The organism is Paraburkholderia sp. RCC_158, from assembly GCF_041355255.1.
Classification (GTDB): Bacteria; Pseudomonadota; Gammaproteobacteria; order Burkholderiales; family Burkholderiaceae; genus Paraburkholderia; species Paraburkholderia graminis.
Genome location: NZ_JBFUPM010000010.1, coordinates 164,054 through 177,907, shown reverse-complemented (window position 1 = coordinate 177,907; position 13,854 = coordinate 164,054). Strand labels below are relative to the sequence as shown.

At 63.7% G+C, this 13,854-nt stretch carries 12 protein-coding genes; 9 read left to right on the top strand and 3 right to left on the bottom strand.

Going from position 1 to position 13,854, the window contains the following annotated elements:
• Nucleotides 1–109: 109 nt before the first annotated feature.
• Together AB6809_RS20745 and AB6809_RS20740 are read right to left on the bottom strand one after the other, a co-directional pair.
• A complete protein-coding gene (locus AB6809_RS20745) occupies nt 110–1,657 on the bottom strand; it encodes a sensor histidine kinase (RefSeq protein ID WP_029968190.1) in 1,548 nt (515 codons plus the stop codon).
• A gap of 8 nt (nt 1,658–1,665) precedes the next feature.
• Nucleotides 1,666–2,445 (bottom strand): response regulator transcription factor, encoded by a 780-nt coding sequence (locus AB6809_RS20740; protein WP_029968189.1) that lies wholly within the window; start codon nt 2,443–2,445, stop codon nt 1,666–1,668.
• A 233-nt stretch (nt 2,446–2,678) separates the two neighbouring features.
• Between AB6809_RS20740 and recA the strand changes: the two genes are divergently transcribed.
• From recA to AB6809_RS20700, 8 genes are all read left to right on the top strand, one after another.
• Nucleotides 2,679–3,752 carry a recombinase RecA gene (gene recA, locus AB6809_RS20735; protein WP_006049956.1) on the top strand — a complete coding sequence of 358 codons (1,074 nt, stop codon included), beginning with the start codon at nt 2,679–2,681 and terminating at the stop codon, nt 3,750–3,752.
• A gap of 7 nt (nt 3,753–3,759) precedes the next feature.
• Entirely contained in the window at nt 3,760–4,605 is an 846-nt protein-coding gene (gene recX, locus AB6809_RS20730) for a recombination regulator RecX (RefSeq protein ID WP_029968187.1), read from the top strand.
• A 258-nt stretch (nt 4,606–4,863) separates the two neighbouring features.
• Nucleotides 4,864–5,568 carry a DUF2889 domain-containing protein gene (locus AB6809_RS20725; protein WP_006049958.1) on the top strand — a complete coding sequence of 235 codons (705 nt, stop codon included), beginning with the start codon at nt 4,864–4,866 and terminating at the stop codon, nt 5,566–5,568.
• 29 nt (nt 5,569–5,597) lie between these two features.
• A complete protein-coding gene (gene sucC, locus AB6809_RS20720; RefSeq protein ID WP_006049959.1) occupies nt 5,598–6,767 on the top strand; it encodes an ADP-forming succinate--CoA ligase subunit beta in 1,170 nt (389 codons plus the stop codon).
• 131 nt (nt 6,768–6,898) lie between these two features.
• A complete protein-coding gene (gene sucD / locus AB6809_RS20715; RefSeq protein WP_006049960.1) occupies nt 6,899–7,780 on the top strand; it encodes a succinate--CoA ligase subunit alpha in 882 nt (293 codons plus the stop codon).
• A 144-nt stretch (nt 7,781–7,924) separates the two neighbouring features.
• Nucleotides 7,925–8,629: a TerC family protein gene (locus tag AB6809_RS20710; RefSeq protein ID WP_029968185.1), complete on the top strand. Its 705-nt coding sequence runs from the start codon at nt 7,925–7,927 to the stop codon at nt 8,627–8,629.
• 145 nt (nt 8,630–8,774) lie between these two features.
• Nucleotides 8,775–9,407, top strand: a complete 633-nt coding sequence (locus AB6809_RS20705) for a pilin (RefSeq protein WP_029968183.1) — start codon at nt 8,775–8,777, stop codon at nt 9,405–9,407.
• A gap of 189 nt (nt 9,408–9,596) precedes the next feature.
• Nucleotides 9,597–11,375, top strand: coding sequence for a Wzy polymerase domain-containing protein (locus AB6809_RS20700; protein ID WP_029968181.1), 1,779 nt, complete (start codon nt 9,597–9,599; stop codon nt 11,373–11,375).
• A gap of 52 nt (nt 11,376–11,427) precedes the next feature.
• Here the strand turns inward: AB6809_RS20700 and moaC are convergent, their stop codons facing one another.
• Nucleotides 11,428–11,904, bottom strand: a complete 477-nt coding sequence (moaC, locus tag AB6809_RS20695) for a cyclic pyranopterin monophosphate synthase MoaC (protein ID WP_029968179.1) — start codon at nt 11,902–11,904, stop codon at nt 11,428–11,430.
• Nucleotides 11,905–12,077: 173 nt separating this feature from the next.
• Between moaC and AB6809_RS20690 the strand changes: the two genes are divergently transcribed.
• Nucleotides 12,078–13,808: a M48 family metalloprotease gene (locus AB6809_RS20690; RefSeq protein WP_029968177.1), complete on the top strand. Its 1,731-nt coding sequence runs from the start codon at nt 12,078–12,080 to the stop codon at nt 13,806–13,808.
• Nucleotides 13,809–13,854 lie beyond the last annotated feature (46 nt).

Sequence of the window (13,854 nt, the reverse complement as noted above, 5' to 3'; positions counted from 1 at the left end):
ATGGCTTGCTGACCCGCGACGAAGGTTCGTGAAAATAGGTCAATTCTGGTTCAACGCCGTGCAATATGCTGTGAACGCCGGACAACTTGGCTTTGGCGGCTTATGGCTGTCAGCCCGCGTTAGGGTAAGTCCTGCCCCGCTCGAGCACATGCAAACTGACACGCACGAGCGTTCCCGCGAGCCGCGGCGCGGTTTGATAGACGTTGTCGTCGATGGTCAGCTCGCCGCCGTGCATCGTCGCGATTTCGCGGACGATCGCAAGCCCGAGGCCGCTGCCGTCGCCTTCGCGGCCGAGAATCCGGTAAAAGCGCTCGACGACCCGCGAACGTTCGGCGGCTGGAATGCCGATACCGGTGTCTTCCACTTCGAGATGCACGAGCCGCGCGGCGGCGTCGTGCCTCACTCTTACGGTGATGCGGCCGCCCGCCGGCGTGTAGCGGATCGCGTTGTCGATCAGGTTCGACAACATCTCGCGCAGCATGACCGGATTGCCGTCGACCTCGACGGGTTCGTCCGGCGCCTCGTAACCCAAATCCATCTGCTTGGCGAGCGCGGCCTGCACCCAGTCGCGCACGGCATTGCGCGCGACTTCCGTCACTTCCACCGGCGTGAAGATCTGCCCGGACATGCGGTTTTCGGCGCGCGCGAGCGCAAGCAGTTGCGTGACGAGCCGCGCCGCGTGCTCCGAACTCGTCGCGATCTGCTCGAGCGAGCGATGCACTTCCGCCGACGCGTCTTGCCGCAGCGCCAGCTCAGCCTGAGTGCGCAGGCCGGCGAGCGGCGTTTTCATCTGATGCGCGGCGTCGGCGATAAAGCGCTTTTGCAATTCCATGTTCTGCTCGAGGCGCGTCAGCAAATCATTGAACGACGTGACGAGCGGCTCGATCTCCGGCGGCGCGCGACGCGCCTCGAGCGGCGACAGATCGTCGGGCCGACGCGCGCGGATGTGCGCCTGCAGCGCGTGCAGCGGCGCGAGGCCGCGCGAAAGGCCGAACCACACGAGCAGGATCGCGAGCGGCAGGATCACGAACTGCGGCAGGATCACGCCTTTGATGATGTCGTTGGCGAGCTGGCTGCGTTTGTCGAGCGTCTCGGCGACCTGCACGAGCACCGGCTCCGCGCCGGGCGTCTGCGGGAATTCGACCGTCGTATAGGCCACGCGGATGTCGTTGCCGCGCAGCATGTCGTCCCGGAAAGCGACAAGGCCCGGTTGCGGCCGGTCGTCTTCGTGCGGCAGCGGCATGTCGCGCTCGCCCGCCACCAGCTCGCCCCGCGTGCCGAGCACCTGATAGAAAACACTGTCGACGTTGTCCGTCCGCAAAAAGTCGCGCGTGGAATCGGGCAGCGTCAGTTCGGCCACGCCGTTGACCGGATGAATCTGCCGAGCGAGCACGTAGGCGTCGGTTTCCAGCGCGCGGTCGAACGGCCCGTTCGCGATCGATTTGGCGACCAGATACGTGACCGCGAGGCTCATTGGCCAGAGCAGCAGCAAAGGCGCGAGCATCCAGTCGAGAATTTCGCCGAATAGCGAGCGGGGGCGCGCCTCGGCGGCGGCTTCGGTTTCGTCGGGCGGGGCGAACGGATTGGCGTAGCGCTCGTCGCGCGCCTCGTCGAGGTCCGCCGCGCGGGCCGTCGCGCGATCTGCGCGTGCGGACATGATGTGCTCTATTTGTAGTGGTGACTCGCCGGCATTCCGCCGGCCGGCGTTGACGGCGATGGTGCCGGTTCGGGCTCGGCGGGTGTGGTTGCCGCCGCATTCGCACTGGCATTCGCGGGCGCGACCGCTTTCTCGAGGCAGTAGCCGAGCCCTCGCACGGTGATGATGCGCACGCCGCTCGGCTCGATTTTCTTGCGCAGCCGGTGCACATAGACCTCGATTGCGTTGTTGCTGACTTCCTCGCCCCATTCGCAAAGATGGTCGACGAGCTGTTCCTTCGAAACCAGCCGGCCGATCCGTTGCAGCAGCACTTCGAGAAGACCCAGTTCGCGCGCGGACAGGTCGATCACCTGATCGTTGATATAGGCGATCCGGCCCACCTGATCGAAGCCCAGCGAACCGTGCCGCACGATCGTCGGACCGCCGCCCGCGCCGCGCCGCGTGAGCGCGCGTACACGCGCTTCGAGTTCGTTGAGGGCAAACGGTTTGGCCATGTAGTCGTCGGCGCCGAGGTCGAGGCCCTTGACGCGCTCGTCGACGCTGTCCGCGGCGGTCAGAATCAGCACCGGCAGGTTCGAATTGCGCGCGCGCAGGCGGCGCAGCACTTCGAGCCCGGACATGCGCGGCAGGCCGAGATCGAGAATCAGCAGATCGAAACTTTGCATCGACAGCGCGGTGTCGGCCTCGACGCCGCTCTTCACGTGATCCACGGCATAGGCCGATTGGCGGAGTGATCGAACGAGACCGTCCGCGAGTATGCTGTCGTCTTCGGCAATCAGAATTCGCATGATGCGCCAGCTCAGGGCCTTGGCCGGCACCTCGGGTGTCCCCGCGGCGCACAGCGGTCTCCGAATCATTGTGGGTGGTTGGGCGGCGCGACAGTAAAAATGCGCGTTCGCATCAGAATCACGCTTGCCAAAACCACTGTTTTTTTATACAGTGTCTGAGTTTCGTGTGCTGTCCTTCAAAACTGGACGACACATCTGCCTCAGACGCCGTTCATCATAGCAAAGGACGATTCATGGAAGAAAGCAAGAAAGGCTCGGCTGGACTGACTGCTGAAAAGAGCAAGGCACTCGCTGCCGCCCTCGCGCAGATCGAAAAGCAGTTCGGCAAAGGGTCGGTCATGCGGCTCGGCGCAGGTGAGGTAGTCGAAGACATCCAGGTCGTTTCCACCGGATCGCTCGGCCTCGACATCGCGTTGGGCGTCGGCGGTTTGCCGCGTGGCCGCGTGGTCGAAATCTACGGTCCGGAGTCGTCGGGTAAGACCACGCTGACGCTGCAAGTCATCGCGGAAATGCAGAAGATCGGCGGCACGGCAGCGTTTATCGACGCGGAACACGCGCTCGACATTCAATACGCGGGCAAGCTCGGCGTGAACGTGAACGACCTGCTGGTGTCGCAGCCGGACACGGGCGAGCAGGCGCTGGAAATTGCCGATGCACTGGTGCGCTCGGGCTCGATCGACATGATCGTGATCGACTCGGTCGCGGCGCTTGTGCCGAAGGCTGAAATCGAAGGCGAAATGGGCGACTCGCTGCCGGGTCTGCAAGCGCGTCTTATGTCGCAAGCGCTGCGCAAGCTCACGGGCACGATCAAGCGCACCAACTGCCTCGTGATCTTCATCAACCAGATCCGCATGAAGATCGGCGTGATGTTCGGCAATCCGGAAACCACCACCGGCGGTAATGCGCTCAAGTTCTACGCGTCGGTGCGTCTCGACATTCGCCGCATCGGCTCGATCAAGAAGAACGACGAAGTGATCGGCAACGAAACGCGCGTGAAGGTGGTCAAGAACAAGGTTTCGCCACCGTTCCGCGAGGCGATCTTCGACATTCTGTACGGCGAGGGTATTTCGCGTCAGGGCGAAATTATCGACCTGGGCGTGCAGGCCAAAATCGTCGACAAGGCCGGCGCGTGGTACAGCTATAGCGGTGAGCGTATCGGCCAGGGCAAGGACAATGCGCGTGAATTCCTGCGCGAAAATCCGGATATCGCTCGTGAGATCGAGAACCGCATCCGCGAATCGCTGGGTGTGAATGCAATGGCCGAGGCAGTGACCGGCGCAGGCGCAGAAGTCGCGGACGAAGAGTAACCACTACGTGATACGCAAGGGCCGGCCATTGTCCAATTCTGGACGCAACGTGGGCGGCCCGCGTAATGACGGGAGCGATTCGCCCGAACGTTCGGGGCAGGCGGATCTATCCGAAACATCGGATCGCTTTGATCCGTTCGATCCGTCTGAACCGTTCGACGCACACGATCGCGCCGCAGGCCGTGGCCCGCGGCGCGCGCTGTCCGCAAGCCAGCCCGACCAGTCCACTGGGCCTACCTACACGCGCTCGAGTGAGTCGCGCGGCTCACGCAACTCGCGTAACAACTCACGCAGCTCGCTTCGTTCGCATGGGTCAAGCGGCCCACGCAGCACATCTGCCTCAGACCAAACACCCGGCGACGCAGATCCCGGCCCGTCCGAAGCAAAAAAATCCCAACGCCCGGCACGTTCGCTCAAAGGACGCGCGCTCGGCTATCTATCGCGCCGCGAATATAGCCGCAGTGAACTTGCACGCAAGCTGAAGCCCTTCGTCGAAGAAAGCGATTCGCTCGATACGCTGCTCGACACGCTCGAAGCCGAAAACTGGCTATCCGATTCCCGATTCGCCGAAAGCCTGATTCATCGTCGTTCGTCGCGGCTGGGTGCAAGCCGCATCGTTGGCGAATTGAAGCAACACGCGGTGGATCGCACGCTCGTCGACGAAGCGAGCGCTCAATTACGCGAAACGGAACTGGCGCGCGCCCAGGCCGTATGGCGCAAGAAGTTCGGTCAGCTTCCGGAGACCGCGGCTGAGCGCGCGAAGCAGGCGCGCTTTCTCGCGTCGCGCGGTTTTTCTGGCGCGACGATCGGCAAAATCCTCAAAGGTATCGACGAAGAATGGAGCGGTGAATAACGGTGAAGGGCGCGAAATGACGCGAAACGGCGGAAAGTGCCGCGAAGCGCCAGAAGCAGGACAAGCACCAGAAGCGCCACAAGTCCCGCCAAACCGCATCACCCGCACTAACGCTTCAACGCAATCGTCCCACCACCAACTCCAGCCATAACCCCACCCATAACCGGCCAGCAGGCCGTCCCCGCCGCATTCCGGGCTGTCCCGAATACCCAGTATGCTAAAATTCACGCGTTTTCCAATTCGGCCTTTCCTTTCCGCATGCCGCTTTCCTCGTCAGTGCCCCGTCAATTGCGCCATCGTCGCGCAATCCGGGCGGAAGCTTATGAACGAGCCGATGGCCTGTGGGATGTGGAAGCGTGCTTGACCGACGAAAAGCCACGCGACGTGGTCCTTGCGTCGGGCGTCCGGCCCAATGGTCAACCGATCCATGAACTCTGGCTTCGCATCACCATCGATCGCAAGCTCAATGTCGTCGACGCCGAAGCGTCGTCCGACTGGGTGCCCTATCCTGGGCTCTGCCAAGCCAGCAATCCCGCCTATCGTGCCCTCATCGGGCTCAATCTGTTCCACAACTTCCGTCGCGATGCTGCCCGTTTGCTGGCCGGCACGGCGGGTTGCACGCATCTCACCGAGCTGTGCGCGATCCTGCCGACCGCAGCGATCCAGGCGTTCGCCGGCGACGTATGGAACACCGGTGACAGCACGCCAGGCGCGAGTGCAAGTTCAGAAAGCGAGTCGACCGACGGCACCGCCGAACGTCTAAACGAAAAACCGCCATTCCAGTTGGGACGCTGCCACGCGCTGCGTTTCGACGGGGAGGCAGTGCAGCAGTTTTACCCGCGCTGGTATGGCCATGCGCCACGCCCAGCAGACCGCCCGGCATCGCCAGACAACGGGGCGGCCCGCCACGAAGGCAGGGGCAATGCGCCCGGCATGTTGGACGGTAGCGGAAGCGATGTTTAATCCAACTCTCAGACTGAAGGGAATCACGCATGAAGATTCACGAGTACCAGGGTAAGGAAATCCTGCGGAAATTCGGCGTCGCGGTACCGCGCGGCAAGCCGGTCTTCTCGGTGGATGATGCGGTCAAGGCCGCGGAAGAGCTCGGCGGCCCGGTGTGGGTCGTGAAGGCTCAGATCCATGCGGGTGGCCGTGGCAAGGGTGGCGGCGTGAAGGTTGCCAAGTCGCTGGATCAGGTTCGTGAGTACTCGAACCAGATCCTCGGCATGCAGCTCGTCACACACCAGACTGGTCCGGAAGGCCAGAAGGTGAACCGTCTGTTGATCGAGGAAGGCGCGGACATCAAGAAGGAACTGTATGTCGGCCTCGTGATCGATCGTGTTTCGCAGAAGATCGTCGTGATGGCGTCGAGCGAAGGCGGCATGGACGTCGAGGAAGTCGCGGAAAAGACGCCCGAGCTGATCCACAAGGTTGCCGTCGATCCGTCGACCGGCCTGAAGGACGCCGAAGCAGACGACCTCGCGAAGAAGATCGGCGTGCCCGACGCGTCGATCCCGCAAGCACGCGCGATCCTGCAAGGCCTCTACAAGGCGTTTTGGGAAACCGACGCATCGCTCGCCGAAATCAACCCGCTGATCCTGACGGGCGACGGCAAGGTCATCGCACTCGACGCCAAGTTCAACTTCGATTCGAACGCACTGTTCCGTCATCCGGAAATCGTCGCGTATCGCGATCTGGACGAAGAAGATCCGGCTGAAGTCGAAGCGTCGAAGTTCGACCTCGCGTACATCTCGCTCGACGGCAACATCGGCTGTCTGGTGAACGGCGCGGGCCTCGCAATGGCGACGATGGACACCATCAAGCTGTTCGGCGGCGAACCGGCGAACTTCCTCGACGTGGGCGGTGGCGCCACGACGGAGAAGGTCACGGAAGCGTTCAAGATCATGCTGAAGAACCCGAACCTGACCGCGATTCTGGTCAACATCTTCGGCGGCATCATGCGCTGCGACGTGATCGCGGAAGGCGTGATCGCGGCGTCGAAGGCCGTGTCGCTGAAGGTGCCGCTCGTGGTCCGCATGAAGGGCACGAACGAAGACCTGGGCAAGAAGATGCTCGCCGATTCCGGTCTGCCGATCATCTCGGCTGACAGCATGGAAGAAGCGGCTCAGAAGGTCGTCGCGGCTGCCGCGGGCAAGGCGTAATCAGCCTCCCACGGCGTTTACCAGGATTACGAATGGCGGCGCACGGTAGCGCACGGGCAACGCGGGCGAGAACGTTCCGCCTCGTTGCTCGTCGCGCCATCGTGTGACGCCAAACGAACAGAGGTCAATACATGTCGATTCTGATTAACAAAGACACCAAGGTCATCACGCAGGGCATCACCGGCAAGACCGGTCAGTTCCATACGCGTGCTTGCCGTGAATACGCAAACGGCCGCGAAGCGTACGTCGCAGGCGTGAATCCGAAGAAGGCCGGCGAAGATTTCGAAGGCATTCCTATCTACGCAAGCGTCGCTGAAGCCAAGGCTGAAACGGGCGCGACCGTGTCGGTGATTTACGTTCCGCCGGCAGGCGCTGCTGCTGCAATCTGGGAAGCAGTCGAAGCCGACCTGGATCTCGCGATCTGCATCACGGAAGGCATTCCCGTCCGTGACATGATCGAGATCAAGGACCGCATGCGTCGCGAAAACCGCAAGACGCTGCTGCTCGGACCGAACTGCCCCGGCACGATCACGCCGGACGAGCTGAAGATCGGCATCATGCCGGGTCACATCCACCGCAAGGGCCGCATCGGCGTCGTGTCGCGTTCGGGCACGCTGACGTATGAAGCAGTCGGCCAGTTGACGGCGATCGGCCTCGGCCAGTCGTCGGCAGTCGGTATCGGCGGCGATCCGATCAACGGCCTGAAGCACATCGACGTGATGAAGATGTTCAACGACGATCCGGATACGGACGCCGTCATCATGATCGGCGAGATCGGCGGTCCGGACGAAGCGAACGCGGCTGAGTGGATCAAGGGCAACATGAAGAAGCCGGTGGTCGGCTTCATCGCCGGCGTCACGGCGCCTCCGGGCAAGCGCATGGGCCACGCCGGCGCGCTGATCTCGGGCGGTGCGGATACGGCCGAAGCGAAGCTGGAAATCATGGACGCCTGCGGTATCAAGGTCACGAAGAACCCGTCGGAAATGGCGCGTCTTCTGAAGGCAATGCTGTAAATCGAAACTGGCGCCCAGTTCGAGCGCCTTTTTTGATACGCTTACGAGATCCTTTCGTAGCGTGCGTTCTCAAAAGCGGGGGAGTTAAACACTCCTCCGCTTTTTTATTGGTCGCGCGTCCGCTTCCTTCTTATTCTTTTGCTCATGCTCGAGTTCCTCGCCACGCTCCATTGGGGCGCAGTTATTCAGATCATCGTCATCGACATTCTGCTCGGCGGCGACAACGCCGTCGTGATCGCGCTGGCCTGCCGCAACCTGCCGCCCGCGCAGCGCACGAAGGGCGTGCTGTGGGGCACGGCGGGCGCGATCCTGCTGCGCGTGATACTGATTGCTTTCGCCGTCGCGCTGCTCGACGTGCCGCTGCTGAAGTTCGCGGGCGGGCTGTTGCTGCTGTGGATCGGCGTCCGGCTGATGGCGCCGGCGCACGACGCGCACGACAACGTGAAGCCCGCCGATAAGCTCATCTCGGCGATCAAGACGATCATCGTCGCCGATGCCGTGATGAGTCTCGACAACGTGATCGCTATTGCGGGCGCCGCCGAGGCCGCTGACCCGGAGCATCGCCTCGCGCTGGTGATCTTCGGACTCGTGGTGAGTATCCCGTTGATCGTATGGGGCAGCCAGATCGTGCTGAAACTGCTGGACCGGTTCCCGATCGTCATCACGCTCGGCGCCGCGTTGCTCGGCTGGATCGCGGGCGGGCTCATCATCAACGATCCGGCCGGCGACCGTTGGCCGGTCCTCGACACGCCGCTCGCCGAATACGGCATGAGCATCGCGGGCGCGCTGTTCGTCGTGATCCTGGGTTATGTGATCAAGCGCCGCAACGCGAAATCCGCGGCGGCCTGAAGGAACGCCAAGCATCACACCTGCGTACGTTCCAGGTTCAACGTTAGCCATTCGGCTGACTGTCCGAGACGAGCGTCGCTCGCTACGATCAAAGCGCCTGTTCCCGATTCGTGGAGCAGGCGCTTTTCGTTTCAGGAGCCTGCCGATGATCGTCACCTTGCCTTATTCCCCTTATTCGCAATCCACGCTGGCGCACTCGCGATTCGCGCGAGCGCGTTGGTCCGCAACACTCGCGCGAGCGTGCCGCCGCGTCGGCTCGCGCCTCGGTCTCGGCTTCACGCTGATCGAGCTGATGATCGTGCTGGCGATCGTCGGCGTGATCGCGGCCTATGCGATTCCCGCGTATCAGGACTACCTCGCACGCAGCCGCGTCGGCGAGGGGCTGTCGCTCGCCTCGTCGGCGCGTCTTGCCGTGTCGGAAAACGCGGCGAGCGGCAACGCGTTCGGTGGCGGCTACGCGTCGCCGCCCGCGACGCGCAACGTCGAGTCCGTTCATGTCGACGACGACAGCGGGCAGATCACCGTCGCCTTCACGACGCGCGTGGCGCCTGCCGGTTCCAACACGATCACGCTCGTGCCGTCGGTGCCCGACAACATCGATGCGCCCACTGCGCGTGTCTCGTTGGCGAAGGGCTCGGTGCAGGCGGGCGCGCTCGCGTGGGAATGCTTTGCCGGCGGCAAGACGGCGTCGTCGTTGCCGGCGCCGGGCGCAGGTCCGATGCCCGCGCAGGCGCCGACCTTGCCTTCACACCTCGCACCTCCCGAGTGCCGCGCGTAATACAACACGCGTAACAGGACGCGCGATGCGACACGCGCGATGCAACACGCGAGGCGCGCGACGCACGCACGGATAACTAGCCGTTCAAACGTAAATCGCTGATTTTCGGGATATTTCGGCCCAGCCGGCGCACAGCGCAAGGATTTTTTTGTATAGTGCGCCGGTTGCTGACGCCCACCCGCTTACTCGATGCCCACACCTTTCGCGCGCTACCTTTCTCTCATTCTGTTGGCTCTCGCGTTGGTGCTGCCTTATGCAGTCGTCAACCATACCTATCCGATTCCGACGTTCTACGCTGAATTCACGGCACTCGCGTTGTACCTGCTGATGGGCGCCGGCGTGGTCTTGCTGGTGGCGGGCTCGCAGCCGCGCATCGGGTTCGCGTGGCCGGTGGTGGCGCTCGTGCCGCTGCTGTTCGGGCTGTTGCTGGTCGCGCAGTCGGTGCTGCTGCCGGTCTCGCAGCCGTCGATGAACTGGCTCGGCGGCGGATTCCTGCTGGCCGCTTTCATGGCGACTCACGCAGGCTACGGCTTCGCGCGCGCGAAGCTCAGCGAGACCGCGTTGCGCTGGGCGGCTTGCGCGCTGGTCGTCGGCGGGCTGTTTGCAGTGTTCTGCCAGGTCATCCAGCTCTTTCACCTGGAGACGCGCGTGTCGCCGCTCGTGGTCGCGTATAACGTGACGGTCGAGCGCCGGCCGTTCGGCAACATGGCGCAGGCGAACCACCTCGCCACGTATATCGCGTTCGCGATGGCCGGCGCGCTGTTCCTCGTGCAGACGCGCCGGATCGCCGTCCCGATCTGGGCTCTCGTCTCCACCATCTTTGCAGTGGGGCTCGCGTTGACGGTCTCGCGCGGCCCGTGGCTGCAAATGGGTGTGATCGTCGTGGCCGGTTTCTGGATGGCGTTCGCGCAGACCCGCGCCGAACCGCAGTTGCGCCGCAGTCATCGGCAATGGCTGATTCCGATTGCGCTCGCTGTGCTGTTCTTCGTCGTCAATGCGCTGATTCGCTGGGCCAACGTGCGCTATCACCTCGAACTCGGGCAGTCGGCGGCAGATCGTTTCAAGGACGCCGGCCAGATCGCGCCGCGGCTCGCGCTGTGGAAATACGGCTGGACGATGTTCCGCACGCATCCGTTGCTGGGCGTCGGCTGGGGCGAGTTTCCGAGCTATCAGTATCAGTACGCGAAGACGCTCGGCGGCGTCGAGATCGCCAATAATTCGCACGATGTTTTCATCGATCTCCTCGCGAAAACCGGCTTGATCGGTCTTGCGATCGTGCTGTTCGGCCTCGTCACGTGGCTGGTGCGTGTGGTGCGCGCACCGCAGAGCGCCGGGCGCGTATTCGGCATTGCGCTGATCGGCGTGCTCGTCATGCATGCACTCGTCGAATATCCGCAGCAGTACATGTTCTTCCTGCTGCCGGCCATGTTCGTGTTCGGCCTGCTCGAGACGCGTCCGTTGCGGCTCGTGCCTGCGCGTCTGTCGTTTGGCGTATTCGCGGCGATCGTGTTCGGCGGCATTGCCGCGCTTTATCCGGTGTACCGCGATTACGCGCGCGCCGAGGTGCTGTACTACGGCTCGCGTCCGGCCGAGCAATATCGCGCGGACCCGTCGTTCCTTTTCCGGGCGTGGGGCGGGTACGGCATGGCAACGCTGTTGCCGATGAACTCGATGGACCTTCAGCACAAGCTCGCAATGCATCGTCAGGCGATGGCGCTGTTGCCAGGCGAAACCGTGCTGCGTCGTTACGCGGTGCTACAGGCGTTGAGCGGAGACACGGCCGCGGCATTCGATACCGTCGAGCGACTGAAAATCTTCGCCGAGGAACTGAAAGACTGGCCGTCGCAGTTGAGCTATCTGTATCAACTGTGCGATGAGCAGAAGACGCTCGCCGGCTTCAAGGCGGAACTCGTCAAGCGTTACGGTCTGCCGTCGGGCGATGTCGAGCAGGAAGACGACGAGGAGTGAGGCGGGTCTTGGGTGGAAGTATCGGAGGAGGAGCGTGATCGCGAGCGTCGGCTTACGCCGCCACCCAATCCCCCGACTTCCCACCATGCTTCTCCATCACCCTCACATCGGTGATCGTCATCCCGCGATCCACCGCCTTGCACATGTCGTACACCGTCAGCAGCCCGACCTGCACGGCGGTGAGCGCTTCCATCTCGACCCCGGTTCTGCCTAGCGTTTCGACTTGCGCGGTGCAATGCACCGCAGGCGTCTCGTCGTCGAGTTCGAAGTCCACCTTCACGCGTGTCAGCGCGAGCGGATGACACAGCGGAATCAGATCCGCCGTGCGCTTTGCGCCTTGAATCGCGGCGATACGCGCAACGCCGATCACGTCGCCCTTTTTTGCGTTGCCGTCGCGGATCAGCGCGAAGGTTTCGGGCAGCATGCGGATCGAGCCGCGCGCGATGGCGATGCGCTTCGTCTCCTGCTTGCCGCCGACGTCCACCATATGCGCGTCGCCGGCAGCGTCGAAATGAGTGAGTTCAGGCATGGTTGGCTCCTTCAGAGGGCGCCTATCATAGCAGTGCGGTGCGCCCGCCCGGCCCGGCGCCGGCCTGCCGGATGAGTGCGTCGACTGATTACAATTGCGCCATGCCCGCTATCTTAGTCGCGCGATGATCCGAGCGGCGGGCGTCGCTTTCGACTCCGTCATACGAACTCGCAATGCGTCTGAAACGGTCTCTTGCTGCGTTGCTCTGTGTTGCGCTGGCCGCGCCGCCTGGCGCGTTCGCGCAGACACGCGCGGCGTCCGGCGCTGCGCCGATGCAGTCCGCTGAGCCGCCGCTCGTCAGCGGGCCGGTCGAGTCATACGCCGATCCGATCGTGCCGCCGGACATCGCGCAAGGCGTATTCGGCGTGTACGGCGGCGCGCAAAGCCGCTTCTCCGGCAACTCGGGCGCGAACCGCGGGGCCAACGGCGGTGGCACTGGCGGCTGGCGTGCGCCGATCGTCGCGCAGCAATTGCCCGACCTCGGCAGCGGCGGCGCGGGGACGCTCACGCCACAAGCCGAGCGCAAGCTAGGCGAACGCGTGATGCGCGACTTGCGGCGCGACCCCGACTATCTCGACGACTGGCTGGTGCGCGACTACCTGAACTCGGTCGCCGCGAAACTCGCCGCAGCGGCGAACGCGCTGTATATCGGCGGCTATCGGCCGGACTTCGATCTCTTCGCCGTGCGCGACGCGCAGATCAACGCGTTTTCGCTGCCCGGCGGTTTCATCGGCGTGAACACGGGGCTGATCGTCGCGACGCAAACCGAATCCGAACTCGCGTCCGTGCTCGGCCACGAGATGGGCCACGTCCTGCAACGCCATATCTCGCGGATGATCACCACCGGCGAGCGCAGCGGCTACGCGGCGCTCGCGGGCATGCTGTTCGGCGTTCTCGCGGGCGTGCTTGCGCATAGCGGCGACCTGGGCAGCGCGATTGCGATCGGCGGTCAGGCTTACGCCGTCGATAATCAATTGCGTTTTTCGCGCTCCGCCGAGCACGAGGCGGACCGCGTCGGCTTTTTGCTGCTCGCCGGCGCAGGCTACGATCCGTACGCGATGACGGCGTTCTTCGCCCGTCTCGACCGTGCGGCGATGAGCGATACCGGCATTCCGGCCTACGCGCGCACGCACCCGCTGACCGGCGAGCGGATCGCCGACATGGAAGATCGCGCGCGGCGTGCGCCTTACCGGCAACCGCATCAGGTGGCCGAGTACGGTTTCGTGCGCGCGCGGGCGCGCTTGCTGCAGGACCGCTCGCGCAGCGAATACGCCGACGAGATTTCGCGCATGCGCTCGGAGATCGAAGACCGCACGGCGCTGAACGTCGCGGCGAACTGGTATGGCATCGCGTATGGCCAGATGCTGCTCGAGCGTTACGACGACGCGGCTTCGTCGCTGGCGTCGTCGCGTGCGGTGTTTTCGGCTGGGGCACAGGCGGACGGCGACGCCGCGCGCACTTCCCCAAGTCTCGACGTGCTCGCCGCCGACATCGCGCGGCGTGCCGGCCGCGACGAAGACGCCGTGCGTCTTGCCGATCTCGCGCAAAAGCGCTGGCCGCAATCGAACGCCGCCATCGACATGCACATTCGCACCTTGCTGAGCTTGCGGCGATTCGCCGAGGCGCAGGCGCTGGCGCAGAAAGAGACGCGCGCGCAGCCGGATCAGCCGGCCTGGTGGTTGTATCTGGCGCAGGCGAGCGCGGGGACGGGCGATGCGCTCACGCGTCATCGCGCGCTTGCCGAGAAGTTTGCGCTGGAAGGCGCGTGGCCGTCCGCGATTCGTCAATTGAAGGACGCGCGCGATATGAAGACGATCGGCTATTACGATCTGGCTACCGTCGACGCGAGGCTGCACGAGATGGAGAACCGCTACAAGGAAGAGCGGCTGGATGAGAAGGGTTAGGCGCGAAGTTCATGAACCCGCTCCTCTGAAGCATGCAAGCTGCGCG